This is a genomic window from Streptomyces sp. NPDC041135 (assembly GCF_055592085.1).
Genome location: NZ_JBVIYZ010000030.1, coordinates 21,014 through 46,344, shown reverse-complemented (window position 1 = coordinate 46,344; position 25,331 = coordinate 21,014). Strand labels below are relative to the sequence as shown.

Genomic DNA, 25,331 nt, shown 5'->3' with positions numbered 1-25,331 from the left:
GCGGGCCGTGGTGCTTGCTCAGCGCTGCGTGAGTTCTCCGTCGACCAGCCGCCAGAGGTTGAGCGGGTTGCTCTCGCGGAGGGGCCGTGGCAGCAGGTCGTCGGGGAAGTTCTGGTACGTCACCGGACGCAGGAACCGCTCGATCGCGCCCATCCCGACAGACGTGAAGCGGCTGTCGGAGGTGGCGGGGAACGGGCCGCCGTGGGTGGAGGCGTAGGAGACCTCCTGGGGGATCGAGAAGGCGTTGAACACGATCCGTCCGGTGCGCCGCTCCAGGACCGGCAGGAGCTGTTCGGCGGCGGTGCGGTCGGCGGCGTCGGCGTGCAGCGTTGCCGAGAGCTGTCCGCGGAAGGCGCGGGCCGCCTCGAACAGTTCCTCCGCGCTCGTCAGCTTGACCAGCAGCAGCGTGGGGCCGAACACCTCCTCACGGAGGGTGGGTTCGGCCAGCAGTCGCTCCCCGGTGACCTCGAGCAGGAGGGCCTGGCCGTCCGCCTCGCCGGCCGGGGCGGCTCCCTTGCCGAGCAGGGCGGCGCCGTTGTCCTGGTGGCGCTGGGCGTTGCGGACGTAGGCGCCGTGGATGCCAGGGGTGAGCATGGGGCGCGCGGCCCACTTCTCCACCTCGGCGACGGCCGCGTCGCGCAGTTCGGCGTAACCGGGTCCGTCGACGGCGAGGAGGACGGCGGGCTTGAGGCAGGCCTGTCCGACGTTGTACATGCCTCGCTGCACCAGAGCGGTGCCGATCTCGGCGCCGCGGGCGGCGAGGGCGGCGGGCAGCACGAAGGTCGGGTTGACGCTGGTCATCTCGGTGAAGACCGGGATGGGGTCGGGGCGTTGCTGGGCCCGGCGGTGGAGCGCCATGCCGCCGGCCTCCGAGCCGGTGAAGGTGACCGCCCTGACCAGCGGGTGGTCCACCAGGGCTTCGCCGATCTCGTTGCCGGGGCCGCGGACCATGGAGAAGACGCCCGGGTGCAGTCCGGCCTCGGTGACGGCCTCCTGGAGGACGCGGCCCTGGATCTCGGAGGCGCCGGGGTGCGCGTTGTGCGCCTTGAGTACGACGGGGCAGCCGGCGGCCAGGGCGGAGGCGGTGTCACCGCCCGCGACGGAGTAGGAGATCGGGAAGTTGCTGGCGCCGAAGATCGCCACGGGTCCGAGAGCCACCTTCTGCAGGCGGTGGTCCAGGCGGGGTGTGGGCAGACGGTCCGGCTGCGCGGGGTCGATGGCCGTCTGGAGGAAGCGTCCCTGGCGGACGACGGTCGCGAACTTGCGGAAGACCGCGGCGGTGCGGACGGTCTCGCCCTCGAACTGGGCGGCGGGCAGGCCGGTTTCCAGAGAGGTCCGGGCGGCGAGGTCGTCCTTGACCGCTTCGAGCTTGTCCGCGATCAGATCGAGGAACGCGGCCCGCTCGGCGAGCCCCGTGTGGCTGTAGCTGTCGAAGGCGTCGTCGGCCATACGCAGGGCGCGGTCGACCTCGGCGGGACCGCCGAAGGCGAACTCCGGCTCGATGAGGGTTCCCGTGGCCGGGGCGAACGCCTTCATCGATCCCGCGGTGGCGGATACGCCGACTCCGCCTATGAGCAGTTCTCCGGTGAGTGTCATGAGCGTGCTCCCTCGAACGTGTGGACGAGTTCGTCGGTGGTGGTGATGGCGTGGGCGTAGGTGGGCCCGTTCAGCTCGTGTGCGGCGTGGATCATCTCCGGCAGGAACGCGGCGGTGGCGTCCCGCACGAGCGTCACGTGGTAGCCCAGTTCCATGGCGAAGCGGCCGGTGGACTCGATACAGGTGTTGGCGAGCAGGCCGATGAGCACGACGTGCGTGATGCCGTGCTGCTTGAGCTGGAAGTCCAGGTCCGTGTTGGCGAAACCGCTCTGCCCCCAGTGCTCGGCGACGACGACCTCGCCGGGCCGTGGCTGGAAGTCGGGGTGGAACTCGCCGCCCCAGGTTCCGCGGGCGAAAGTGTGCCGTTCCATGATGCCGAGCTGGGTGGGGTTGGGGTGGTCCCAGGACTCGTAGTCGCCCTGCTCCCAGCGCCGGTGGGGGACGAACACCACGGGTGCTCCGGCGTCGCGTGCGGCGGCCACCACCGAACACATGTGGTCAAGCAGTCCCACCTCCTTCGCCATCGCCTCCAGGCGCGGCCAGATCTTTCCGCCCTCGGACAGGAAGTCGTTGAACGGGTCGACCAGCAGCACGGCTGTGCGACCTGGGTCGTAGGGCTGAGTCATGGGCCCACTCCAATCTGGATGATGCACATCATCTTGAGGATTTGTAGATTACGTCCATCATCCTGAAAGTCAAGCGCGGAATGGGGAGATCCCGCCATCGCGGACATAGCTGTATGATGGGTGTCATCCAGTCGTGTGTGGTTCCGCACGGCTCCGTCCCACGAAAGGCAGTGTGGTCATGGGCCACTCGCAGGCGGACAAGGCGGCAACCCGCGAACGCGTTCTGCGGATTGCGTCGCGCAGGATCCGAACCGACGGCGTCAGCCGCCCGGGCGTCGCCGAGCTGATGCGCGAAGCCGGCCTGACCCACGGCGGTTTCTACAAGCACTTCGATTCGCGTGACGACCTGATCGCCCAGGCAGCCGCCTTCGCGCTGGCGGAAGGCACGGCGAAGATGGAGCGGTCCGCACACAAGAACGACCAGGACGCGCGGGCGGGCCTCATCGATGCCTACCTCGCGCAGCAGCACCGGGACGGACCGGCCACCGGATGCGCGCTCGTGACACTGGGCGCCGCTGCCGGGCGCGGCGACCAGCAGTTCAAGGAGGCGTACGAGAACCAGGTCCGCACCTATCTGGACCTGATCGCCGGCCTGGACGACGACACCGAGGACTCCCAGGCCGAGGCCATGCTCACACTCAGTGCGATGGTCGGGGCGGTCCTCATGTCCCGGGCCGTGGCGGACAAGCACTTCTCCGACCAGTTGCTGGACACGGTGAACGCCCGGTTGGCGCGCCGCAGTTCGCGCTCCGCGTCCGCCTGAAGGGAGCCCCGGTGCCGGGCCGAATCACCGGCGAGCATCAGTGCTCGCCGATGACACCTGTACCGACGGAACCGGACGCAGGCCCGGCTGCCACCTGACGGAAGACGGGCGGAGGGTCCTTCCTTTGCCGGCCCGCAGCCGCTTCGTTGCCGTCCAGTGACCGTCCTCCTGTGAACCTCGCCGGTCCACGCTGGAGGAGCGGGCGCGTCCCGGCGCGATGACAGGGCTGGTCAGGGTGGAGGTGCGAGGTGTCGAACCGAGATCTGCGGGGGAGGGGCGAGGCGCTCCGCACGTTCGGGCTCGACCGGCCCGGCTCCCGACGGCCGCGGCCTGCCGGGGCGCGCGACCTGCTGGTCGTGGAGGCAAGGGACCGCTCGTCGACAAGCCTCGGCCCGATCGGGCCGAGGCGGTCCCCGTGAACCCGGCCTGTTCCCGAGCCGAGAGGCGTGTTCTGCATATGGTGCGGTCAACGGGAAACGGAATAAGTGGACCGATCGTCTTGTTTACTGAAGTGATGGGCGACGTTCCGCATGACGAGGTCGCGGGCCGATCGCCTTGTGACCGCTCCATTGGCGCCGAACGGAAGCGAACGAGCGCGATGAACCACCCGATTTCCTCCGGGGCAGGACCGTCCTCCTCCTCCGCCGCGAACGTGAGCTGCCGGTGTGAAGCGGCAGTGCTGCTGGACGACCCGATCTCCCTGCCCGTGACGATGGCCTTCCACTACGCCGCCGACGAGCCCTACAGCGTGCGCATGGTGGTGCACACGGGTTCGACGCCGCCGGTGGAATGGGTCTTCGCGCGCGATCTGCTGACGGACGGGCTGCACAGACCGGCCGGCCTCGGGGACGTGCAGATCTGGCCCGCCCCCCGCAGGGCGCATCACCTGGAGGCCGGCGGGGGTACCGTGCGCATACGGATCAGCTCGCCCGACGGGACCACCGACCTGGATGTGCCGGCCCGGCCGCTTCGTGTCTTCGTCGACCGGATGCTGCACGAGGTGGCGGCAGGAGCGGAGAGCGGCAGGCTCCGTCTGGATGAGTCCCTCACTGCATGGGTGGGCGCGGATCGGCCGGAGGGCGGCACGTTCTGAAATGCCGGCCTGCGCCGTCCGCGGGCTTCGGCGTCAAGAGCGTCGACGCGCGGTTCCGCAGGCCGGGAAGGCGGCTCGGTCGCGTGAGCGTCCCGTTGTCGGGCGCGCCGCACGTGTCGCCGACGAGGAGGCGGTCGTGCCCTCACTGCGGGAAGACGTGGGCCGGGCGGTGGGCCGAGCGGAGGTCAGCCCACCGGTGTACCCAGGTCGACGTCGCCGAGTGGCGTCTCGTGGCCGTCCGCGCTGACGAACGCCACGCGCAGAGGGGTGCCGCTCGTCCTGCTGGTGCGGCGGACCAGCGGGCCCTCGGGGTGCGGGCAGTACTGGTCGCCCCACTGCTGCAGGGCGCCGAAGACGACCACGAGTTCGCGGCCCGCGGGCGTCAGGTGGTAGGCCATGCGTGACCGGGCTCCGGCGTCGCGGTAGGGCTGCTTGTCGAGCACCCCGGCCTCCACCAGGCCCCCGAGCCTCTGGGTGAGCACGTCGCTCGCCACGGGCAACCGGTCCCTGAACTCCGAGTATCGGGTCGCTCCGTTGAGTGCCTCGCGCACTATCAGCAGGCTCCAGCGGTCGCCGATCACGTCCAGCGCGCGGCCGATGGAACAGCGTGTGTCACCTGTAGAAGGTCCCTGGCTTCGCTTCGGCATGCTGCCAGCCTACCGCTGAGACGCTTTTTCCAATCCAGGTGCTAGATTGGAAAACAGGTTTCAGGTCGGTCGCGCACGGACTCAGGCCCGGATCGGTCGTCCGGGTGCCGTCACGAGGCCGCCCGGCGGGACGGACGCCGAGGTCGGCCGTGCGTCCTGCCTCGGTGGTTCCGGCGGATCGCCGACCGCCTGCTCGGCCCCGTCGGCCGCTTCTCCCCTCCACGAGACGGCTTCACCGCGACCTCGGACCGCACCACCACACCGCAACCACCGCACCGCAGCACAACAAGGAGTACTCATGAGCGCCAACGAGCAGTTCGCCGTCGACGAGGTCAGCCCGTCCTACTGGAGGGTGACCTTCTCCAACGGAGAGATCAACCTGATCGACCCCGACACCATCGAGCAGCTCGCCGAGCTGGTCACCCGCATCGAAGAGGCACCCGCACTGACCGCGGTCGTCTTCCGCAGCGCCAACCCCGACTTCTTCATGGCGCACTGGGACATGCTTGCCGACCGGTCCCGCGTCGCTGCCATGAAGCCGGCCGCCTCGGGTCTGCATCCCTTCGCGGACAACCTGTACCGGCTCGGTAAGGTCCCCGCTGTCACGATCAGTGAGATCGACGGACGCGCCCGCGGTGCCGGCAGTGAGTTCGTCCTCGCGACGGACATCCGCTTCGCCGGACCCGGCGCCGTCCTCGGCCAGTTCGAGGTGGGCGTCGGATCAGTCCCCGGCGGCAACCCCACCGGACGGCTTCCTCATCTCGTGGGCCGCGGGAGGGCACTCGAGATCCTGCTCGGCGCCGACGACTTTCCCGCCGACCTCGCGGCGGAGTACGGCTACGTCAACCGTGTCGTGCCGGGAAACGAACTGGAGCAGTTCGTCGACGGCTTCGCCCGCCGCGTCGCAGGCTTCGACAAGACGGCCGTCACCCGGACCAAGGCGCTGGTGGACGTGGAATCCCTTCCCACGGACCAGTCCTACGGCGCCAGTCTCCTTGCCTTCTTCCAGACGTCGGGCCGTCCGGAGAACGCCGACCGCGTCCGTTCTCTGTTCGACCGCGGCCTCCAGCGGCCCGACGGTGTGGAACTCGACCTCGGCCGTCGCCTGGCGGAGTGAACGGGCGACGGCTTCGCCGAGGCTCGGCATCGCGCACGCCCCCCGGCGTCCGGCACGCGAGCGCCCGTACGAGGTGAGGACGTTCCGTGCGAGGGCAGGCTGAGGCTGCGCCGGAGCTCCGGGAGCCGTGTGCGCGAGCCCGGGTGCACGTCGGCCGCATCTCTCCCACTCCCGTCCGCGCCGTCGGTAGTGGCTGCGCTGGGCTGTCGCCCTGGTGGTGTCGGCGCCAGATGGACCAGTGCAGCAGCCTGGCCGTGGACACGGCAGCACTCGGACAACCACGCCCAACGACACCGCCGAGCCGGTCGAGGCGGCTGTCGGAGATGAACGTGGCGGGCGCGGTGCGTCGCAGCGTGAGCGGCCCCGGCCGCTGCGAGGTGGATGCCGGGCTATAGTCACAGCGTCGCGAAAAACGGTGTCTCGCGGGTCCACCCGCCAGGCATCGCTCGTACATCGATCAGATGGTTCTTGTCGGTGAGCGTCTCCTGCCGAGACCGGACGTCCCGTCCGCTCACGGCGCTGACCATCGCCGACGCGTGTCGGCGCTACAGAGGAGCGCAGCATGCGGAAGACCATCGCCATCGTCGGAGCGGGACTGGGCGGGCTGACGCTCGCCCGGGTGCTTCAGGCTCACGGCGTCGCCGCGACGATCTACGAGAGTGAGGCTTCGGCGACAACCCGTGTGCAGGGCGGCCTGCTCGACATCCATGAAGAGATCGGACAGGTCGCGCTTCGCGCAGCTGGTCTGTACGACGAGTTCCTCACTCTGGTCCGCCCGGGCGAGGACGCCAAGCGTGTGGTCGACCGCCACGGCACGATCCGGTTCGACATGCCTGCGGACCCCGGTTCGGCCCGTCCTGAGGTGGATCGTGGCGAACTCAGGCGCCTGCTCATCGACTCGCTGGCGCCCGGGACGATCAGGTGGGGTCACAAGCTCGCCTCGGTCCGGCACCGTCCGGAGGGCGGCTGCGTCCTCACCTTCGCGGACGGTTCCGCCACGCGCGCCGACATCGTCATCGGCGCGGACGGTGCCTGGTCGAAGGTGCGTCCTCTGCTCACCCCCGCCAAGCCTCTCTACAGCGGGACCTGCTTCATCGAGATCGCTCTCACCTCGGGCGGCCACAACTGTCGGGCGAGCGTGGCTGCGATCGGCAGCGGCACGCTGATGGCGGTCGCACCGGGCAAAGGGATCATCGCCCATCGCTACGCCGACGGGCACGTGCGCGGATACGTGGCGCTGAACAAGCCCGAGGAGTGGATGAGGTCGATCGACTTCGGCGACCCGTCCGCCGGCCTCCGCCACGTTGCCGTCGAGTTCGACGGCTGGTCGCCGTTGCTCACCGCCTTCGTGACAGAGAGCGACGCGGAACCGTGGCCCCGACCCATCTACGCCCTTCCCGTCGGGCTCATATGGGACAGGGTGCCCGGCGTGACGCTCGTCGGCGACGCCGCGCACCTGATGTCGCCCTTCGCCGGCGAGGGCGCGAACCTCGCCATGTACGACGGCGCAGACTTGGCCAGCAAGCTGGTTGAGCAACCCGACGTCGAGGTCGCGCTCACCGCCTACGAAGAGCGGCTGTTCCCGCGTAGTAGCGACGCCGCCGGCCGCTCGGCGCAGAACCTGGAGATCTTTTTCGGCCGGGAAGCACCGCAGAGCGTAGTCACTCTGTTCGATCACTCCTGACACCTCAGTCCGGGTTCGCGACCTTGCCGCGGACCCGGCGGGGAACGGGAACGGCCATCGCGTGATCATCCGGGGTTGTGTGGACTCCTGAAATCGTGCGGTGGCCGCGGGCCATGGCATAGAACCTGTCCGTCGGCGGGCGATGCTCGATCAGGTCATGACCCGGATCGCGGGCCGGTTCGGGTGGGTGGAGCCCCGAGCGACCGCCCGCGCCTACCTGTTCGGGCCGCTGTCGAGTGTCGAGCGGAAGAACTGACCGGCAGCTGGCCGAACTTCTCAAGCGTCTGGTCCGTGTGGGACAGATGACACGAAAGCTCCCTTATCGAGCATCGCGCGTCCGGCCGTCTGTGACGCCTTCCTTGCCCATTCGCCGGACGGAAGACATCTGATCCCGTCGGGAAAAGCGCATCTTCTGGTGTTTAGTCCCCCTACGGAACGATGCAACCACCGGCTTGCGGGGGAGTGGTGACGGGGCGTCAGGCGATTGGGTGTTGAGAGACCCTTTCGAGTCGGATACATTCTCGAAGAACTTGACGAGGTAAGTAACTAGTTATCCACACATCCCTTTGGCGGTTTTTATGTTTGCGCATTTGGCGCATGAGAGGTGTTGCGAGTAATGCTGAACACTCGCATGATGGCGGCGATAACAACGGGTATCGCTCTGGTCACCGGAGTCACGCCTGCCGCGTTCGCGTCGCGAGCTACGCAGACCGCTGGAAGTACCGCGGCCCGCAACGACGGCGCACCCAGGCCCCACTCCGCGACCGTACGACTGATCACCGGTGACCGTGTGACCGTGACGTCGCTGCCCGGAGGGCGCCGCACCGTGTCGGTGCAGCCCGGACCCGGGCGCGAGCACATCTCCTTCCAGACGTCGGAGGAGGACGACAAGGCCCTCGACGTCGTGCCGTTCGACGCCCAGTCCCTCGTCCTCGCCGGAACCTTGGACCGGCGGTTGTTCAACGTGTCAGCACTGATCGCCGACGGATACGACGAGGCCCACGGCTCGGGGCTGCCACTGATCATCTCCACGACGCCGAAGCCGTCACGCGACGGGGCCAGGGCCGGCGCGCGGGAGGCGAGAGCCGCCGCCGAGACCGCCGACCGGCTGATGGTGCTGAACAGACCCGGCACACCGTCCCGCGACCTGATGAGTATCGGCGCCCGCTCCCTGCTGGTCGCCGACAAGGACCTGGGCACGTTCTGGAAGACACTCGCCCCCGGCAGAAACCCGGACGCCTCACGGGCCGCGAGGACCCCACGGATCTCGTTGGACGGCAAGGTCACGGCACTGCTCGACCGCAGCACGGCGCAGATCAACGCTCCCGCCGCCTGGAAAGCCGGTTATGAGGGGCAGGGTGTCAAGGTGGCCGTGTTGGACACCGGCGCCGACGCCCACCACCCCGATCTGTCCGGCCGGATTCTGGCAGCGGAGGACTTTTCCGGCAGCGGAAACGTCGAGGATCACTTCGGGCACGGCACACACGTCGCTGCCATCGTGGGTGGAACCGGTGCTGCGTCCGGCGGCACCCGGCGGGGCGTGGCGCCCAAGGCGGACCTGCTGATCGGGAAGGTGCTCGGTGACGACGGCTACGGCTCGGAGTCGGGCATCATCGACGGTATGGAGTGGGCGGTCGGCGAACACGCCAAGGTCGTCAACATGAGTCTCGGATCGACCGGCCAGTCCGACGGCACCGACCCCTTGAGCCAGGCCGTCAACTCCCTGACCGCGTCGAGCGGCACCCTGTTCGTCGTCGCGGCCGGCAACTCCGGCCCGGGCCGGACCACACTGAACGCACCGGGAGTCGCGGACGCCGCCCTGACCGTGGGCGCCGTCGACCGGGACGACTCCCTCGCGTCCTTCTCCAGCCGCGGGCCCCGCCTCGGCGACGGCGCGGTCAAGCCCGACGTGACCGCGCCCGGCGTCGGCATCGTCGCCGCCCGCGCGGCGGGTACCGCCCTGGGCACTCCGGTCGACAGCGACTACACGGAGATGTCCGGGACCTCCATGGCCACCCCGCACGTGGCCGGCGCCGCCGCACTGCTGGCCCAGCAACATCCGGACTGGAGCGCCGGCCGGCTCAAGGACACCCTGACCAGCACCGCCCGCACGGTACCCGGCACGGATGTGACCGCGCAGGGCGGCGGGCGCGTCGACCTGGCCGCGGCCATAGGTCCGGTCACCGCCACCGGTTCCGTCACGCTCGACCCGCTGACCACCGGCGGGTCACGGGAACAGCGGCAGACCACCGTCCGCTACACCAACACCGGTGACCGCCCCGTCACCTTGTCGCTCTCCCTCAAGCTGGCCACCGACACCGGACGGGTACTCACCGAGGGGGTGGTCGGCGTCGGGTCCCGTACCGTCGAGATCGCCCCCGGTGCCACCTCGGAGGTACCGCTGCGCACGGACTCCGCGGCGGGCGCTGCGCGAGGCACGTACTACGGATACCTCACCGCCGTGGCCGCCGACGGCACGGTGGCCGTTCACACCATCGTCTCCCTTGTGGTGCACGCTCCCCAGCACGAGCTGAAGGTCGTCTACCGCAACCGTCAGGGTCGGATCGAGCCGGGCTGGCTCGGGACGATCTTCGGTGCGGACGGCTTCGCGGACTACACGGACCGCGAGGCCGGGGTGGCGATGGTGGAGGAGGGGACGTACTACGTCAGCGGATCGTTCACCGACTACGCCGCCGACGGTTACTCCGAGACGGGCAACGTCATCGCTCCCGAGGTGAAGGTCACCAAGGACACCACGGTCACGCTGAACGCGGCCGAGGCCCGCGAAGTGAGGGTACGCACGCCGCGTCCGGCCGAGCGCTTCGGCATCATGAGCCCCACGTACTACCGCCAGATCGACGGCAGGAAGCTCTTCCAGACCACCATGGTGTACGGCGGCGACCGGATGTACACCAACTCGACCACCCCCGTCACCGATGGCGAGTTCGAATACACGTTGCGCACGCAGCTGCGCGCTCCGCAACTGGAGGCGAAGACCTCCGGCGGGTCGGCGACGTTCCGGCCGTACTACGAAAGGTTCTCCCCGGTCTTCGGGGACCGCGGTGCCCGGTTGACCGCGGTGGTCGCCGGCACTGCCCAGGCACCGGACTTCCGCGCCGCGCGGGGGAGGCTGGCCGTTCTGCGTGACGACGGCTCCGACGGCTACGACAGTTACGCGCTCGCCCGTGCGGCGAGAGCCGCCGGGACGAAGGGCGTGCTCCTTGTGCTGCCCGAACGGTTCCCCGTCTGGACCGACTGGTGGCCGACCGGTGAGCGCATGGCACTGCCCTTCGTCCGCACTTCCTCGACCGACGGGGCCGCCCTGTTGAAGGCCATGGCGACCGGCACGCGAAGGGTGTCGTTCAGCGGTACGGTGCGCAGTCCTTACCTGTACGACGTGATGGCCGTCTGGGATGCCATTCCGAAGAACCCGGTCCATACCGTCTCCGAGCGGGACACCGCGGTGGTTCGTGCCGCCTACCACCGTACCGGCACCTCCGGGTGGGCCAGCGAACAGCGCTTCGCCTGGCGGCCCTACCAGGACACCGCCTGGAACCAGTTGAACCGTCTCGTACCCACGGGAGGCGAGCGCACCGAGTACGTGAGCGCCGAGGTCGGTACTCAGTGGCAGCACGTCGTCCAGTACCGGGTCATCGAAGCCAGCGACCAGGTGCTGCAGGGTGGCATGCACGACGACCCGCACGCCTACGGACCCCACCAGCACACCACGGAGCGGTGGTTCGGCTCGGTGGTCCGTCCCTCCATTCCCGAGGGAAAGCACCTTCCGTCGGTACGTGACGGCGACACCATGTCGATCTACGTCCCGGAATTCAACGACTCGGGTGCCGGCCACTGGTCGTTCGCCGAGTCCGGCAGCTTCGACAGCGTCAAGGATCTCGACACGGCGCAGTTGTACCGGAACGGCACCCTGGTCGCCACGTCCGACAACGGCGCGTGGGGCGACTTCAGGATCCCGGCGGGCAACGCCACCTACCGGCTCGATCTGTCGACCGGGCGTACCGCGGACGAATGGCACTTCGGCACCAGCACGCACACGTCCTGGACGCTGCGCTCCGGCACGACGCCCCACCCGACACTGCTGCCTCTGCTCCAGGTCGACTACGACATACCGGTCGATGCGCTGAACGCGGTGGGCCGGTCCCGCACGCACGAGGTCGGGCTGTCCGTCCGCATGCAGGACGGCATGGCCGCCCCGCGTGGGGTCTCGGTGACGGCCGAGGCGTCGTACGACGACGGCGTCACCTGGAATACGGCACGAACCACGCGGTGCGGCCACGGCAACCGCTTCACCGCCGTTGTCGAGCGGCCGGCCCACGTGCACCAGGACGCGTATGTCACGCTGCGCATCACCGCGACCGACGACTCCGGCAACCGCGTCCGGCAGACCGTCCGGCGCGCCTATCTCCACCCGGGAGCGCATGAGTAGCCGCCGTCCACGCCGCGGACCGCGGCGCTGAGGCGCGGGGTGCCAGGGGTGTCTGCCCCTGGCACCCCGTTCGCCTTATCTAGCATCTGACCTGCTACTTTGGATATAGACGATCGGTCGTCTACTGTTCAGGAAACGCCCAGCGGAGATTGGGATCGACTGGGTCGGCAGCCCCGACGTTTCCTCGTGGGCGAGGCCGCCGGTATCGCGAATGGAGATGGTCGAGATGATGCGAGTCGAGATGTGGACGGACGTCGCCTGCCCGTGGTGCTACGTCGGCAGAGCACACTTCGCCGAGGGACTTGCCGCCTTCGCGCACCGTGATCAGGTGGAGGTCGTGCACCGTTCCTTCGAGCTGAACCCCCAGGCGGAGAACGGTACGGTCCCGATCATCGACGCGGTCGCGGCGCAGTACGGACGCACCCGCGAACAGCAGATCGCCAGGGAGGAACAGGCCAGGGCCATGGCGAATGCCGTGGGACTGGAGTTCCGCGTCGGCGGACGCGTCTTCGGGAACACCTTCGACGTGCACCGTCTCGCCCACTTCGCCAAGACCCGCGGCCGACAGGGCGAACTACTGGACCAGGCCTTCCACGTCAACTTCGCGGACGAGTCCTCGATCTACGACGAGGAGACCCTGGTCGGTCTCGCCGTAGCGGCCGGCCTGGAGGAGGCCGAGGTGCGGGAGGTGCTCGGGAATCCGGACGCCTTCGCCGCGGAAGTGCGCTCCGACGAGCGACTCGCGGTCGACATGGGCGCGAGCGGCGTGCCGTTCTTCGTACTGGAGCGGCGCTACGGCATGAGCGGTGTCCAGCCGCCCGAGGCGTTCACCCGGGCGCTGGAGCAGGCGTGGGCGGATCGCCCCGCTGCGTAGCGCTCCTCCGCGGAGGTGGCCGACGGGCCGGGCTCGGCCAAGGGTCGTCCCGTGATCCCCGCCGGCCGCACGGCGAGCTCCTCGTTCGCGGGGTCCGCTGGTGCGCTGGGCGCGCCGGACGGAACTTGGCGGTCGGCCTGGACGGCCCCGGGTCAGCGGCCCGCGGTGGAACGTGCGGCCTGCTCGATCAGGCGCGTCACTGCGCCCGGCCGGGACACCGAGACGGCGTGGGAGGCCTTGATCTCCGTGGTGTGAGAGTGGGCGCGCTGGGCCATGAAGCGCTGTGCGGCGGCCGGGATGTTGAGGTCCTGGGTGGTGACGAGGTTCCAGGAGGGGATGGTCTTCCAGGCGGCTCGGGTCGCCTCTTCCTCCAGGGCGGATGCGGCGACGGGGCGCTGCGTGGCGGCCATCAGGTCACTGACGCGCTTGGGGACGTCGGCGGCGAACTGGTGGTGGAACTTGTCGGTCTTGATGTAGAGGTCGGTCCCGGTTCCGCCCGTGGGCAGCGGGTAGGCCACGGGGTTCAGGACCGATCCGAGCGTGCTGCCGGGGAACTTGTTGGACAGCCCCAGTGCGGTCTCGCCCTTCTCGGGAGCGAAGGCGGCGATGTAGACCAGTGCCTTGACGTTCGGGTTGTCCGCAGCGGCTTCGCTGATGACGGCGCCGCCGTAGGAGTGGCCCGCGAGCACGACGGGCCCCTCGACGCTCTCGAGGAAGCTCTTGAGGTAGTCCGCGTCGCTGGTCAGGCCACGCAGCGGGTTGGCGGGGGCGACCACCGGATAGCCGTCGTGGCGCAGGCGCTCGATCACGCCGTTCCAGCTGGATGAGTCGGCGAAGGCGCCGTGCACCAGGACGACGGTGGGCTTGTCCGACGGGTCGTGTCCGGCCGTGGCGTCCGCCGGTGCCACGGCGGCGAGGGAGAGGGCGGCCACTCCGGTCAGGGCCCCGGCGATGGCGACGCGCTTGCGAGTGGGGCGGAAGGCGGGCGAGACGTTCATGGCAGGTCTCCTCGGGGTGAGAGGCGGTGGGCTGGGACAGCCACCGGACGATGTCTTCCGCCCGGTGGGGATGACCAGAAACCTAGCCCGCTTTTATCTTGTGCGCAAGTCTCTTGTGCGCAAGATAAAAGGGAGCCAGCGTATAGTGTTCCTGTAGTAGGTGAGGCAATGTCCCGGATTGCCACTGTCACGCCAGGCGGCACGACGCCCTGGAGAGCTAGGAGCCGACGATGAGTGACCACAGCAGCGCGACCGAGCCGCGCGACGCCGTTCCACTCCTGGACGATCACCTGTGCTTCACGCTGTACGCGGCCTCACGTGCGATCACCAGTGCCTACCGGCCCCTGCTCGAGCCGCTCGGCCTCACCTATCCGCAGTACTTGGTGCTGGTCGTCCTCGGAGAGCACCGCACGGTGACCGTCAAGGAATTGGTGGCCCTCCTGCAACTGGACTACGGGACCGTCACCCCGCTGATCAAGCGGCTTGAGGCGAACGGCCTGCTCAAGCGGCAGCGTCAGGCGGACGATGAGCGGGTGGTCCACGTCGCCCTCACCGCTGAGGGTCTCGCGGTGCACAGGCACCTCTCCAGCGTCCCGCCCGCCATCGGGGACGCGGTGGGGCTGACGCCTGATGAGATCGTCACCCTCCAGACCCTCGTGCGCCGCCTGACGGCCAACGTGAACCGTCACAACGCCGGCTCCCCGGCGAGCGGAAGGGCCTGACCGCTCGGCCGCCTGCGCCGGCTGGACCCCTGTTCCCGCACCGTCCAGCAAGCGTGTACCTGGACCCGTCGCGACCGGACCGCAGCTCACTCGGCCGTGCGGGGCTGCTCGGGCGCCGGCTCTGAGGTGTCGACGAGGAGTCATGGCGCTTGACCGCGAGTTGCGGGTTTCGGGGCCGTCGCGTTGGCCGAATGTCGGCGTGGGTGTCACGGCGCGTGCCTCGCGGATGCTGCCCCGTGCTCCGGCAGTTCCACGCGGTCCCGGCACCGCGCGCGCGACGCCGCGCTGACGGGACGTGCCAGCAACTTGGCTGCCTTCGGTGGGTGTCAAGCGGGCTCTGACGGAGCTGAGGACAAGTCACCGCCGCCCTGCAACCGACAGGCCCAACGTATACACCAGACGGTGTCCTTGACCTTGATACGTCCGCACGCGTCTGCCCGACATCGACGGTACGTGTGTGCCGGTTGCAGTTGTTGACGATCACTCCTGTCCGTCCGTATGGTTGATGCGACAAGTAGTTGGACCGCTGTCCCGACCTTGGCATTCCCTCACGCCCCGCGCTCGCGCGCCTTGGGCGTTTCCCTGCTCGAAAGAAGGATGAACGCAATCATGCGTATGAAGAACGTGCTCCGGGCTGCCGCAGGCACCGCACTACTCGCTGGGGTGACCCTGGGAGCCTCCGTTCCCGCTCAGGCCGCACCCGCCGGCACGGTCGTGACGGCATACTTCGGAGATGCCAGGGCGCAGTTCGACAACAGCCCGGGTGACGGAGCCGCGAGCTGGGTCTGGGGATACAGCCCGTACGCCAAGGCCTACGTGAAGTACCAGGACTACAACGGCACTCAGTACAAGCTCTACCTGGGTGCCGGTCAGACGGCGACCACCGAGCCGAGCTTCGACGTCTGGAGGATCGCGATATGCGTCTACGACGGTGGGACCGGCTACGCGTGCGGTAACTGGGCCAGCGTGTGACGTCATGACGCCGTGAAAGGACCTCGCCCCGCACCCGTGGGGCGAGGTCCTTCCGCAACTCGTGGCGTCCGCGCCCCGACGTGATCAGGGCGACGATCTGTCTTGAGACCGGTGTCGCAGGCCGATACGCATCCAGCCCCGGAAGAAGACACCCGTACCGTCGACTCACGGGTGGTACATGACCTGTGCGGCAGGACGGGATCGCGGCAGAGTGGGACGATCGAACAATCGCCATCCGACATACGTGTCGATCGGGTGGCTCGATGCCGGCTCTCCTTGCGAGGTGGAACCGCATACCGTAGCCGGTCGCATGACGGTCGTCACCACCTTGACAGGTTACTCATTCGGGTGCAGTCTTGAGGTCGCCGGATGGGACGAAGCGACCCGGCGCGACGAAAGGGAGGCCGTGATGGAAAACGAGTCCGCTACAGAAGTCGAGGCGGCGGTGCGGCACGCGCGATTCGGCAAACTGCCGGAGCGTATCCATTTCCATGACATGGTCGAGGAGAAGCAGGCGGGACCGAGCGGTGCGGAGGCGGCCTCATACGATCCGGAGGCCTCCTGGAACCACTTCTCCTGCCTCGCGTGGGATCTGGGGCTGTGACCGTACCGGCCGTGGGCGATTCGACGTGGTCCGGCATAGTCGGCGCCGGGCACGCGCGTGCTCGCCCGAAGGTGATCGGGCGCAGCGCCGGGATCGACGCTGAGGTGTCGCCGCCGTCGCCGTCGTCCAGGACGCCCGGAGCCACCACCACTGTCGATCACCCCGGAGCGGAACGTCACCGACTCTCCGAGAAGGACTGAACATGGCAGAGAAGCCGAGGCGGAGCGCCGACGGCGCACCTGTGGGAAGACGCGCGCTGCTGGGCATGCTCGGCGCGGGCGCCGCGGGCCTCGCCGCCGCTCCGTACCTGCAGCGCGGCTGGGAAGGCGTCCTGGGTGCCGCCTCCCAAGTGGACGCCACGGGGTTGAGCGGACTGCTGCCCAACCCAGGCGGCTTCCGCTACTACAGCGTCGTCGGCTCGGTGCCACGCAAGAACGACGCCACCTACGAGCTGACCGTCGACGGCCTGGTCGACCGCCCGAGGACCTACACGCTGCCCGAGCTGCGCGCCCTGCCCCAGACACGGGTGGTCCACGACGTGCTCTGCACGGACGGGTGGCGGGTGGACAGTACGCCCTTCGAAGGCGTACGGCTGGCGGACCTCCTGGACGCCGCCGGGGTGCGCTCCGAAGGCGCGGCCATCCGGTTCACCTGCTTCGACGGCGCCTATACCGAGAGCCTGACGCTCGGGCAGGCGCGCCGCTCGGACGTCCTCGTCGCGCTCGACATGCAGGACAAACCCATCACCCATGAGCACGGGGGACCGGTGCGCCTCTTCGTGGCCCCGATGTACTTCTACAAGTCGGCCAAGTGGCTGTCCGGCATCACGGTGACCGACAAGGTCATCCCCGGTTTCTGGGAGGAGCGTGGCTATGCGGTCGACGGCTGGCTCGACGGTGCCGACCGGAGCGATGGAGCTGCCTGAGCGGTCCGGTCATGTTCGCCGGTTCAGCCGGGCGGAACGGGTGATTCACCGGGCGACCGGCTGGCTCATGCTGCTGTGTCTGGCCACCGCCGCTTGCCTCTACTTCAGCCCCCTGGCCGAGGTGGTCGGCCGCCGTCACATCGTGGCCACCGTCCACGAGTGGTCGGGCATCGGTCTGCCGGTTCCGTCCCTGCTGGGGCTGCTCTCCCCGAGTTTCCGGGCGGACCTGCGCAGGCTCAACCGCTTCGCGGTCTACGACCGGCAGTGGCTGAGGGCGGTCCGCCGGCGGCGGACAGGACCGACAGCACGCCCTGCCGGCAAGTTCAACGCGGGACAGAAACTCTACGCAGGGTGGATCGCGGGCGCGGTTCTGGTGATGATGTTCACCGGTCTGCTGATGTGGTTCATGGGATTCCTGCCGCTCATCTCGCGCACCAGCGCCATCTTCGTGCACGACTGCCTCGCCTGGGCCATCGCCATCGTCGTGATCGGGCACATGCGCAAGGCGTTCCAGGACCCCGAGGCGCGGCTGGGGATGCGTACGGGCTGGGTGAGCAGGTCCTGGGCCGCGCGGCACCACTCCCGATGGCTGCCGGATGAACGCACGGATGCCGCCGCCGACGAACCGAGTCGCGGCTGACCCGTCATCGGACGGTACGTTTGGCCGGCATCGTTCAGTCGGTCACCCCGAGCCCGGTCAGGCGGTCGGGGTCGGTGAGGATGTCGAGCCCGGTGATGCGGCCCGCCCGGATGGTGAACGACATGATGGACAAGGGCCGGTCCCCGGCGAACGAGACAACACCGGGCGTGCCATTGACCAGCACCAGACGCGCGTTCGCCGCGAAGCGGGCGAAGGTGATCGCCTGGGACGCCACGTCGCCCGCGCCGCGTCGCAGGATGCTCGGGACGAGCGTGCCGCCGTCGGAACGAGCGACCGCGTCGGGGTGGAGGAGGGCCAGGAGCGCTTCGAAGTCACCGCCACGGGAGGCGGTCAGGAACGCGTTGACGACATCGCGTTTGCGGGCGTTGTCCGTGTCGGCCGCCGGGGCGGCGCCCTGAACGCGTCGGCGGGCGCGGCTTGCGAGCTGCCGGGTGGAAACCGTGGTCCGGCCGAGGACGGGGGCGATGTCGTCGAAGGGGACGTCGAACATGTCATGAAGGACGAAGGCGAGTCGCTCGTCCGGGGAGAGGAGTTCCAACACGATCATGAGGGCGATGCCCATCGAGTCCGCGATCAGTATCTCCTGCTCGGGGTCCGCGCGGGCCAGCGCGGTGACCACCGGGTCCGGCAGCCGGACCGACCCGTCCTGCTCGGGCAGCGGGTCCTCGCGTCGCGAAGTACGCGAGCGCAGCATGTCCAGGCATGTCCGGCCCACGACCGTGGTGAACCAGGCCCCCAGGTTCTTCACGTCGCTCACGTCGGTGCGACTGAGCTTGAGCCATGCCTCCTGGACGGCGTCCTCCGCCTCGGTCAGCGATCCCAGCATCCGGTAGGCCACCGCCCGCAGCGCGGGCCGCTCCGCCTCGAAACGATCCGCCAGAAAAAAGTTCCCGCTCACCTGTCACACCCCCGTGTCCGGATCCGTCGGTCCAGTGACAGACGTTAACGGATCACCAGGAGAGCATCAGATGACCAGCGAGTACACCGCCACTGCCCGGATGAAGAACCCCGCCCTGGTCCTGCCGGACGCCATGAAGGGCATCCAGAACATCTACCAGGCCATACACCAGGGCGGCGTCTCCCCGCAGATCCTGGAACTGGCCCATCTGCGGGGCAGCCAGATCAACGGCTGCAGCGCCTGCGTGTTCGCCGGCGTGGCAGGCGCGAAGAAGCGCGGCGAGAGCGACGAACGCCTGCACGCCGTGGCCGCCTGGCGCGAGGCGCCGTTCTTCACCGACGAGGAGCGCGCGGCCCTGGCCCTGACCGAAGCCGCCACCCGGATCGCCGACCGCTCCGGCAAGGCCGTCCCCGATGAGGTGTGGGACGAGGCCGCGGAACACTTCGACGAGGAGCAGCTCTCCGTGATCATCCTGATGATCGGTTTGACCAACTTCTTCAACCGCATCAACACCACCATTGAGGAGCCCGCTGGCACCACCTGGTGACCTGCGCCGCTGACCTGGTCAGGGCGCGAAGCGCATCGCGTCCGAGGCGGCGAGTAGGAGCGCCCGCTCAGACCTCGGCGCGCGGCATGACGGACCGGGCCCGGCAGCACGCGACGGTGCGGCCGGGCAGCCGCACCGGCGTCATGGTCCGGGAAACGGCGAAGGACCAAGGAGGCGCGGCAGCCCGGCCGGCACGCCCCTGGGCCCTGCCGGCCGTCAGCCGTTGCGGCGCGGCCTGCCGGCGCCGCCTGCGCCGCCGTCCACCCTCGACTGGCGCGGAGCTGAACCCCCACACCAGAGATCACCCATAACGAAACGCTCAGTGGACCGCTGTCGTTTCCGTCCAAGACGGTCGCCGCGGCCGTGATCTAGCGTGGACCCAGTAGCTCGCCCGACCATGAGGAGACAGCACAATGCGTACCTTGGTCTACACCGGTTTCATGTCGCTCGACGGCGTCGTGGACTCGCCCGGCGGTGGGCCGGGCGAGGAGCACCGCAGCGGGGGATGGGTGGTCAAGGACCTCGCGTTCGTACCCGAAGCCTGGTCGCTCAAGGGCGAGGAGCTCGCCGACACGACGGCGCTGATGTTCGGCCGCCGCAGCTACGAGGCGTTCGCGCCGGTCTGGCCCGGCTCGGAGGACCACGCCGGCTACAAGGAGCTGCCCAAGTTCGTGGTGTCGACCACGCTGTCCGACGACGCCGTCGTCGAAGGGTGGGGGCCGACGACGATCCTGCGGTCGACCGAGGACGTCGCTGCGCTCAAGGAGGGTGAGGGCGGCGCGATCTTCATCCACGGGAGCGCGGAGCTGGCCCGGCGGCTGTCGGACGCGGGCCTGATCGACCAGTACAACCTGCTCGTCTTCCCCGTGCTGCTCGGTGCCGGGAAGGGCCTGTTCGGCCGGGCCGACCGCGACAAACAGATGCTGGTACTGCGGGATTCGGAGAGCTACTCGAACGGGGTTCTGAAGCTGGTCTACGAGGTCAAGCGCTGATCCAGCTCCAGATCCAGGGCGATCGCGCCGCCGACGCCCTCGCGCAGCCGTCTGGCAGTGCGTCCGACGTAGGTCCGCAGCGCCCGGGCCAGGTGCGGCTCGTCGAAGTAGTCGAGCTTGGCGACGACGTCGGCGGCCGAGTCGCCGGCCGCCAGCAGCCCCGCCGCCGTGCGAGCCCGCTCGATCTGCCGGACGGCGCCCGGCGTCAGCCCGGTCGCGGCGCGGAACCTACGTTCGACGGTGCGCCCCGAGACGGCCGGGCGGTGACCCCGCAGCACCTCGGCGACGAGCGGGTCCCGGAGGACGATCCCGACCCGGACGAGACGCTCGACCAGGGCCTCGGCGTCGTCGGGGCCAGGCGTCTCCCAGCGTGCACCGTCCAGCCGGAAGGTCCGGCGCGTGGTGTCGGGGAGTTCGACGCCGCCGTCGACCAGCGTCGGCGTGGGCATGTCCCGCAACGAGGTGCCCACTGCGAAATCGATGCCCGTGAAGGTCGCGCCCTGCGGCACCGGCGCCGTGCCGGTTCGCGTCTCGGGGCCGGTGATGCCCGCGTACGCTCGGCCGTCCTGCTCCCAGAACACCAGGCCCCAGCGCACCGTTGCGACAGACGTCATCACCGCGACCTGCTCGCTCGTGCAGGTCCACACGGTGTCCAGCCACGGCGAGTCGGACCGGCGCGTTTCGAACCGCAGTGCCATGGGCGGATGATACGCCGTGTCGGACGGCCGCATAGGGGTGGCCGAGCGACAGTGTCTGCGGGTTCGCGAGGCGTTGGCGAGGGCGGGCGCCTCGCCGCGCACCCGCTTTGGATGTGCTTGAGGGACGCCGTCGGCGAAGAGTTCCGTACCGGTGACGAAGCTGCTCCGGTCACATGACGAAGGTCGTCAAGCGAGCCCGGCGACCTCGCGGGCGGGGACTCGTCGGCACGGGCCGTGACGTCCGCGCTCTCATCGGTTCGCGGCTCGCGCCCGTCTGCGGAGTTGCGGCCGTGTACTACCGCACGAACCTCGCCATGCGGCAGCTCGCCCCGTTGTTCGGCGTCTCGCCCGCGGCCGTGTGCCGGGTGATCCAAAGGCTCGGTCCGTTGCTCGCGCTGGAGCCCGCCCGTGCTTCCGGGGGAGCAGTCGAGCGGCTGGATCGTGGACGGCACCCTCATTCCGGTCCGCGACCGCGCGGTCGGAGCGTGCTCGCGAAGCTACCGGTTCTCGGTGAACGTACGAGTCATCGTGGATGCCGAGTTCCGCCTGGTGGTGGCCGCGGCCCGGCCGGTACCTGGCAACACGGCGGACGCCAAGGCCTGGCGGGACTCCGGCCTGGCCACACACGGCCAAGGCGTGACGGTCCTCGGCGACGGCGCCTACGTCAACGCCGGCCTGATCGTTCCGCACCGCAAACGCCCCGGACGGTCCCTGCTCAGGGGCGAGCAGGAGGACAACGCGGCCCACCGCAAGGCCCGCGACCGCGTCGAGCACGCCTTCTCCTGCATGAAGAACTACAAGATCCTCAGTGACTGCCGGCAACGTGGCGACGGCCTTCACTGCGCTGTCCAGGCCGTCGCCCGCATGCACAACCTCGCCTTCGTCGTATGAGACGCCAGACCAGCCGACCAGTCCTCGCCGCTCAACCCCTCAGTGACGAACCCTGCGCGGAACGCGACTATCCGTGATCCGCGACGGAGCCACCAGGACTCCCGGCGAGTGGCGTCGAGTCCAGATAACGGATCTCATACGCGCGTTCAGCGAAGCGCCAGCCGTCTGGGGTGCGCTGGTAGCGATCGTGGTAGATCGCGTGATTGAGGTGCGAGGCGCCACCACGAATCCGGATGACTTCGGAGAGATAGGCGCGGCCGGTCGCGGTGTCTCCTGAGAGTGAGATGACCCCGGGGTGGGTCGTCTGGACGAAGACCTCGAAGCCGGCCTCACGTTGCTGCCCGAGACCCCGAATGCCGTCGCGGCCGACGGCCTCGATGCCGGCGTCCGGGATTCGGACAACGCCGTCTGGCATGAAGAGTGAGGCAAGTCGATCGTGGTCATTCATCATCGCCGCGTCCGTGAACTCCGCGCGGAGCGCCTCGATCTCGACGCGGTCCCTCAGCGCGTCCGGTTCACTCATCACCGCCTCGTTCATGAGCCGGCCGCCGACGGCGGTGCGGTCGTCGCGTGTGGCGACCAGGTCGACGACCGTCCTGCCGCGATGGTGCTCGCCGAGCGCCACGGCGACTGCGTCCGTCACTGCTGCGACGAGCCGGGCCGCGATCTGCGACCCATCAGCCCGGTTGAGCGCCTCTTCTCGGATGGCGAGCGTCACGGTCGGCGCCAACTCAGGGCGCGCTACCCCGCCGACGGCCCAGCGGCCGACCGGGAGTCCCGCGAGCTGTACGACCACGAGGTTGCGAGCCCACTCTCCGTAGACGGAGGTGACCGCGTCCGTGAGCCGGGCGATGAGGTCGTTCTCGTGCCCGGTGATCTGCGGCTCGAGAGCGTGGACGGTGAGATGAGGCATGGTCGGGCCTCTCCCTTCTGGTCTCCACCGGTTGTCCCTCACAGGAGGCAGCTCAGGCGATGGACGCCGCGCGGGCACTTCGCAGGGGCTCGAGTGCCGCGGTCCAGGCGACGACACGGTCGAGCAGTTCCTCCAGCGAGCGCGCCGCGGACTCACCAGGAGTGAACACTGTGAATTTCTCGAAGTCCGTGGCCAGGTGAAGGGAGACCTGGGCCGGCACGTCCGCGAGCCCGAGCAGACCGCAGATCTGCCGCAACTGGGCTGCGGATCCGGCGCCGCCCACGACGCCGTAGGCGACGATCCCGGCGGCCTTGTTCGCCCAGCCGGCGTAGACGAAGTCGATGGCGTTCTTGAGTGCGCCGGGGAGCTGGGTGTTGTACTCCGGCGTGACGAACACGAATCCGTCGAGCCTGTCGATCGTGCGCACCCAGGCTCGCGCCTCGGGGCCTCCGGTTCCGCCCATGGCGGGTGGAACCGGCTGGTCGAAGAGCGGAAGCCGGAACTCGGCGAGATCGACGAGCTCGAACTCGGCGTCGGACCTCCGCGCCGCGGCTTCGTGGACCCACCCGGCGACCTGCGTGCCGAGCCGTCCCGGACGCGTACTGCCGATGATGATGCCGATCTTGGTCATGATGCGTTCTCCTGTCACGAATTAGGGCAACCATGGGCACGCGGACGCCGCTGTGGTCCACCGCTGTGCCAACGCCCACACCGACGCGGTGGTGGCCTCGATCGTCAGGAGACGGGCCGCCGTGGTCGCCCGCTGACGTTTGCGGGCCCTGACCCGTCGTATCTCGCAGGAGGATCAATACGTGGCGAGCGAAAGGCTCTGACCGAATGGACATCACAGGCGGAAACGAAGACGCTCCGGCGCGCATTGCGGACGACCCGCTCATGGCGGAGCGACGCAACCTCGCCAATATCGCCTACCGACTGCTCGGCTCGCTGACCGAAGCGGAGGATGCCGTCCAGGAGGCGTACACCCGTTGGTTCGCGCAATCTGTCGAGCGCCGGGCCGCTATCGCGAATCCCGCAGCCTGGCTGACCACTGTCGTGAGCCGAATCTGCATGGACCAGCTCCGCTCGGCGCGTATGCGCCGAGAGCGGTACGTCGGTGAGTGGATTCCAGAGCCACTGCCGGCGCGGGCCGAGTGGAGCACGCTGTCCCACGGATCGACGGCGACAGATCCCGCCGACCACATCACGTTGGACGAGTCCGTCGAGATGGCGTTCCTGGTGGTGCTCGACTCGATGACGCCCGCCGAGCGCGTCGCCTTCATGCTGCACGATGTTTTCCGGGTGCCGTTCAACGAGGTCGCAGAGATCGTCGGCCGCACGCCGGGTGCCTGCCGCGAACTCGCCTCGTCGGGTCGTCGACGAGTGGCTGCTGCCCGCACCCGCGGTGCACGGACGCGGCGGCGTTCCGCCCTCGTCGGTGAGTTCCGGCAGGCGTGGCAGGCCAAGGACTTTGATGCCCTGGTACGACTCCTCGACCCGTCAGTCGTCGCCATCGCCGACGGTGGCGGTCGCGCGATGGCCTCGCCGGTGCCGGTCCAGGGCCAGCTTCGGGTTGCGGAGTTCCTGGTACACCTGGCGGGCCTCGCGGGCCGACTCGACCTCCTTGAGCGGACCGTCAACGGCCAACCGGGCCTCGTCGCGGTGAACGGCCGTGAGGTGCTGACCGTGTACGCGTTCGACATCGACGAGTCCCACATCCGACGTATCTGGGCGATTCGCAACCCGGACAAGCTGCAGTCATGGGGCAGCTGAGGCGCGCGTCGACCTCGAGCCTGACAACTCCCGTTGCCAGGCTGTCGATCGGTCGGTCCGCCGGCGCGCTTTGATGCCGTGCTCGAACCGGTCGCACCCAGATCTCAGAAGGGAAGCACCGATGTCGTTCAGCTCCCATACCCTGCACCTGACCGCTCGCGGCACGGACGAGGCATCCGCCTGGTACCAACAAGCCTTCGCAGCCACGGAGCTCACCAGGCTGGTGGTACCCGGCGGCCGGCTGATCCACGTCCAGGTCCGCATCGGGACGCTCACCCTGATGCTGGCCGACGAGTTCCCCGAGATGGAGTCTGTCGGGCCCCAGCACTTCGGCGGCACGTACGGTGCCATCTACCTGCATGTCGACGATGTCGATGACGCCTGGCAGCGGGCCGTCGATGCCGGGGCCACCGTGATTCGCCCGTTGAGCGACACCTTCTGGGGCGAGCGAGAAGGTCAGCTGCTCGACCCCTTCGGTCATCGGTGGGGGCTCACGCAGCATCTCCGCGACGTCCCGCTCGCCGAGCTCCAGGAGCTCACGACCGAAGCATTCTCCGGCCTCACCGCGGGCTGAACGCTGTGGTGCCGGCGGCTCGTTTTTGAGGGACACTGCCGCATAGTCCGACTGGTAGTACTCCTTGGCCCGACGATGGCCACGAACCGGCGGGGCGACATCGGTTGTCCTCCCAGCGCCCCCAGGACCAGCTACAGACTGAGGTCCAGGTGGTGGTCTCGGCGGACGCACGCCTTGGCGTCCTTCTTACTGATGCCCGCGCCGTCGCAGCGTTCGTGCAGGACGTCCATGCCCCGATCCCCCTCGTGAGGCATGGCAGCGCTGCCTGCGGGATCGCGATCCGTCTCCTGGTCACGGCGAGGTGCGAGCTGACGGGTCC

Annotated in this window: 23 protein-coding genes and 1 pseudogene; 16 read left to right on the top strand and 8 right to left on the bottom strand. The window is 69.0% G+C overall.

The genetic code is table 11. The features are described from left to right. Positions 1–18: 18 nt before the first annotated feature. Both ACZ6CZ_RS33980 and ACZ6CZ_RS33975 read right to left on the bottom strand, forming a co-directional pair. On the bottom strand, positions 19–1,596 hold the full coding sequence (locus tag ACZ6CZ_RS33980; RefSeq protein WP_469029127.1) for an aldehyde dehydrogenase (NADP(+)): 1,578 nt from the start codon (positions 1,594–1,596) through the stop codon (positions 19–21). Next, complete coding sequence (locus ACZ6CZ_RS33975; protein WP_469029123.1) at positions 1,593–2,222, bottom strand: cysteine hydrolase family protein; 630 nt, start codon at positions 2,220–2,222, stop codon at positions 1,593–1,595. Before ACZ6CZ_RS33975 ends, ACZ6CZ_RS33980 begins: the two co-directional genes overlap by 4 nt. Before the next feature lie 178 nt (positions 2,223–2,400). On the opposite strand from ACZ6CZ_RS33975, the gene ACZ6CZ_RS33970 reads away from it, so the two are divergent. Together ACZ6CZ_RS33970 and ACZ6CZ_RS33965 are read left to right on the top strand one after the other, a co-directional pair. Continuing rightward, the gene (locus ACZ6CZ_RS33970) at positions 2,401–2,985 is read left to right on the top strand and encodes a TetR/AcrR family transcriptional regulator (RefSeq protein ID WP_469029121.1); all 585 of its coding nucleotides are present in this window, start codon (positions 2,401–2,403) and stop codon (positions 2,983–2,985) included. A gap of 514 nt (positions 2,986–3,499) precedes the next feature. Beyond that, complete coding sequence (locus tag ACZ6CZ_RS33965; RefSeq protein ID WP_469029120.1) at positions 3,500–4,078, top strand: SsgA family sporulation/cell division regulator; 579 nt, start codon at positions 3,500–3,502, stop codon at positions 4,076–4,078. A 185-nt stretch (positions 4,079–4,263) separates the two neighbouring features. Here the strand turns inward: ACZ6CZ_RS33965 and ACZ6CZ_RS33960 are convergent, their stop codons facing one another. After that, positions 4,264–4,725 carry a winged helix-turn-helix transcriptional regulator gene (locus ACZ6CZ_RS33960; protein WP_469029117.1) on the bottom strand — a complete coding sequence of 154 codons (462 nt, stop codon included), beginning with the start codon at positions 4,723–4,725 and terminating at the stop codon, positions 4,264–4,266. A gap of 298 nt (positions 4,726–5,023) precedes the next feature. Here ACZ6CZ_RS33960 and ACZ6CZ_RS33955 point away from each other — a divergent pair, with 298 nt between their 5' ends. The 4 genes from ACZ6CZ_RS33955 to ACZ6CZ_RS33940 all read left to right on the top strand — a co-directional run bounded on the left by ACZ6CZ_RS33955 (position 5,024) and on the right by ACZ6CZ_RS33940 (position 12,847). After that, complete coding sequence (locus ACZ6CZ_RS33955) at positions 5,024–5,842, top strand: enoyl-CoA hydratase/isomerase family protein (protein WP_469029115.1); 819 nt, start codon at positions 5,024–5,026, stop codon at positions 5,840–5,842. Between the two features lie 562 nt (positions 5,843–6,404). Further along, on the top strand, positions 6,405–7,526 hold the full coding sequence (locus ACZ6CZ_RS33950) for an FAD-dependent oxidoreductase (protein ID WP_469029112.1): 1,122 nt from the start codon (positions 6,405–6,407) through the stop codon (positions 7,524–7,526). A 796-nt stretch (positions 7,527–8,322) separates the two neighbouring features. Beyond that, on the top strand, positions 8,323–11,973 hold the full coding sequence (locus ACZ6CZ_RS33945; protein ID WP_469029107.1) for a S8 family serine peptidase: 3,651 nt from the start codon (positions 8,323–8,325) through the stop codon (positions 11,971–11,973). A 226-nt stretch (positions 11,974–12,199) separates the two neighbouring features. Next, on the top strand, positions 12,200–12,847 hold the full coding sequence (locus tag ACZ6CZ_RS33940) for a DsbA family oxidoreductase (RefSeq protein WP_469029105.1): 648 nt from the start codon (positions 12,200–12,202) through the stop codon (positions 12,845–12,847). Between the two features lie 152 nt (positions 12,848–12,999). On the opposite strand, the gene ACZ6CZ_RS33935 is transcribed toward ACZ6CZ_RS33940, so the two are convergent. Next, positions 13,000–13,845, bottom strand: a complete 846-nt coding sequence (locus ACZ6CZ_RS33935) for an alpha/beta fold hydrolase (protein ID WP_469029102.1) — start codon at positions 13,843–13,845, stop codon at positions 13,000–13,002. 230 nt (positions 13,846–14,075) lie between these two features. Between ACZ6CZ_RS33935 and ACZ6CZ_RS33930 the strand changes: the two genes are divergently transcribed. The 5 genes from ACZ6CZ_RS33930 (at position 14,076) to ACZ6CZ_RS33910 (ending at position 17,708) form a co-directional block, all read left to right on the top strand. Continuing rightward, complete coding sequence (locus ACZ6CZ_RS33930; RefSeq protein WP_469029099.1) at positions 14,076–14,567, top strand: MarR family winged helix-turn-helix transcriptional regulator; 492 nt, start codon at positions 14,076–14,078, stop codon at positions 14,565–14,567. A gap of 663 nt (positions 14,568–15,230) precedes the next feature. Beyond that, positions 15,231–15,539, top strand: a complete 309-nt coding sequence (locus ACZ6CZ_RS33925; protein WP_469029097.1) for a hypothetical protein — start codon at positions 15,231–15,233, stop codon at positions 15,537–15,539. Between the two features lie 310 nt (positions 15,540–15,849). Next, entirely contained in the window at positions 15,850–16,143 is a 294-nt protein-coding gene (locus tag ACZ6CZ_RS33920) for a hypothetical protein (protein WP_469029095.1), read from the top strand. A gap of 202 nt (positions 16,144–16,345) precedes the next feature. After that, a complete protein-coding gene (locus tag ACZ6CZ_RS33915) occupies positions 16,346–17,068 on the top strand; it encodes a molybdopterin-dependent oxidoreductase (RefSeq protein WP_469029091.1) in 723 nt (240 codons plus the stop codon). Further along, positions 17,016–17,708 (top strand): cytochrome b/b6 domain-containing protein, encoded by a 693-nt coding sequence (locus ACZ6CZ_RS33910; protein ID WP_469029089.1) that lies wholly within the window; start codon positions 17,016–17,018, stop codon positions 17,706–17,708. The genes ACZ6CZ_RS33915 and ACZ6CZ_RS33910 overlap by 53 nt, the downstream gene beginning before the upstream one ends. 34 nt (positions 17,709–17,742) lie before the next feature. Here ACZ6CZ_RS33910 and ACZ6CZ_RS33905 read toward each other — a convergent pair whose 3' ends face one another. After that, positions 17,743–18,627: a sigma-70 family RNA polymerase sigma factor gene (locus tag ACZ6CZ_RS33905; protein WP_469029086.1), complete on the bottom strand. Its 885-nt coding sequence runs from the start codon at positions 18,625–18,627 to the stop codon at positions 17,743–17,745. Between the two features lie 70 nt (positions 18,628–18,697). Here ACZ6CZ_RS33905 and ACZ6CZ_RS33900 point away from each other — a divergent pair, with 70 nt between their 5' ends. Both ACZ6CZ_RS33900 and ACZ6CZ_RS33895 read left to right on the top strand, forming a co-directional pair. Further along, positions 18,698–19,174: a carboxymuconolactone decarboxylase family protein gene (locus ACZ6CZ_RS33900; protein WP_469029083.1), complete on the top strand. Its 477-nt coding sequence runs from the start codon at positions 18,698–18,700 to the stop codon at positions 19,172–19,174. 413 nt (positions 19,175–19,587) lie between these two features. Then, on the top strand, positions 19,588–20,166 hold the full coding sequence (locus tag ACZ6CZ_RS33895; protein WP_469029081.1) for a dihydrofolate reductase family protein: 579 nt from the start codon (positions 19,588–19,590) through the stop codon (positions 20,164–20,166). Here the strand turns inward: ACZ6CZ_RS33895 and ACZ6CZ_RS33890 are convergent. Continuing rightward, positions 20,148–20,864 (bottom strand): helix-turn-helix domain-containing protein, encoded by a 717-nt coding sequence (locus ACZ6CZ_RS33890; RefSeq protein WP_469029077.1) that lies wholly within the window; start codon positions 20,862–20,864, stop codon positions 20,148–20,150. The two genes, ACZ6CZ_RS33895 and ACZ6CZ_RS33890, sit on opposite strands and share 19 nt — an antisense overlap. A 173-nt stretch (positions 20,865–21,037) precedes the next feature. Between ACZ6CZ_RS33890 and ACZ6CZ_RS33885 the strand changes: the two are divergent. Beyond that, positions 21,038–21,755, top strand: a pseudogene (locus tag ACZ6CZ_RS33885) (transposase family protein). A 67-nt stretch (positions 21,756–21,822) separates the two neighbouring features. Here the strand turns inward: ACZ6CZ_RS33885 and ACZ6CZ_RS33880 are convergent. Continuing rightward, positions 21,823–22,668, bottom strand: a complete 846-nt coding sequence (locus ACZ6CZ_RS33880) for a nuclear transport factor 2 family protein (protein ID WP_469029074.1) — start codon at positions 22,666–22,668, stop codon at positions 21,823–21,825. A gap of 52 nt (positions 22,669–22,720) precedes the next feature. Then, complete coding sequence (locus ACZ6CZ_RS33875; protein ID WP_469029072.1) at positions 22,721–23,299, bottom strand: NADPH-dependent FMN reductase; 579 nt, start codon at positions 23,297–23,299, stop codon at positions 22,721–22,723. Between the two features lie 206 nt (positions 23,300–23,505). Here ACZ6CZ_RS33875 and sigJ point away from each other — a divergent pair, with 206 nt between their 5' ends. Then, entirely contained in the window at positions 23,506–24,438 is a 933-nt protein-coding gene (gene sigJ, locus ACZ6CZ_RS33870; protein ID WP_469029069.1) for an RNA polymerase sigma factor SigJ, read from the top strand. Positions 24,439–24,559: 121 nt separating this feature from the next. After that, on the top strand, positions 24,560–25,012 hold the full coding sequence (locus ACZ6CZ_RS33865; RefSeq protein WP_469029067.1) for a VOC family protein: 453 nt from the start codon (positions 24,560–24,562) through the stop codon (positions 25,010–25,012). Positions 25,013–25,331: the final 319 nt, after the last annotated feature.